We start from the raw sequence: 830 nt of genomic DNA on the forward strand, positions 1-830 counted from the left end.
CCCTGCGCCAGGTCGGCTACACCGTCGAACTGGTTGACACCGACAACAGTCGTGCGACCGCCCTGCGCGGGCTCATGGTGCCTTCGGCTAACTCCGCCACCCTGCCCGACGACGAGGAAACCGGCAGCACCACTGCCGCCGCCCTTGAATCGTTAGACCTGGTCATCGACTACAGTGGCGACCTGCTGCTCTACCTGACGGACGACGGCAAAATCAGCCCCGCCGCCGCGCAGAACGAACGCATCGCCGCCTCCGTGAGCGCCTCCGCGGCCGCCGCAGGCGTGACCCTGCCGCCCGCGCCCACCGTCACCCCTGCCGCGTCGGAGAGCGCCACCTCCGCGCCGGCAGAGGACGGCACCGCAAGCCCCACCGCAAGCTCCACCCGCTCCGCAGACCCCATCAACTTGCGCGCCATGAGCACCACCGATATGACCAACGCTATCTCGCGCATCCTGCCCGAAGAGCTCATGCTCCTCAACGGCGCTAACGCCACCAACAAGGATGTACTGGTCACCACACGCGCCGTGAGTGCTCGCCACAAGCTCAACTCCCTCGCAAACCTGCGCGACGTGCAGTCCTCCCTGGCGTTCTCCATTCCGACCGGGTACTCCAGTGGCACCTACGGCGTGGATTCCCTGCGTAGCCTCTACCGCTACCGCGTGCACGACCCGAAGATTCAGGATGACCCCGCCGAGCGCGTCAACGCCCTCACCGCAGACACCGTGCAGGTGACCCTGCTGCACAGCTGCGACTCGGCAATTGACGATAACCGCCTGGTCACCCTGGAAGACCCCTCGACGGCACTTTTGCAGCAGCAGCTGGTGCCCATT

General features: G+C 66.3%; 1 protein-coding gene. It reads left to right on the forward strand.

Features of this window, described 5'->3' with window-relative positions; genetic code table 11:
- Positions 1-830: glycine betaine ABC transporter substrate-binding protein (locus AB8E48_RS08930; RefSeq protein WP_368886477.1), on the forward strand; the 830-nt coding region annotated here is incomplete at both ends.

It is taken from the genome of Rothia mucilaginosa (assembly GCF_964211445.1).
GTDB lineage: Bacteria > Actinomycetota > Actinomycetes > Actinomycetales > Micrococcaceae > Rothia > Rothia mucilaginosa_E.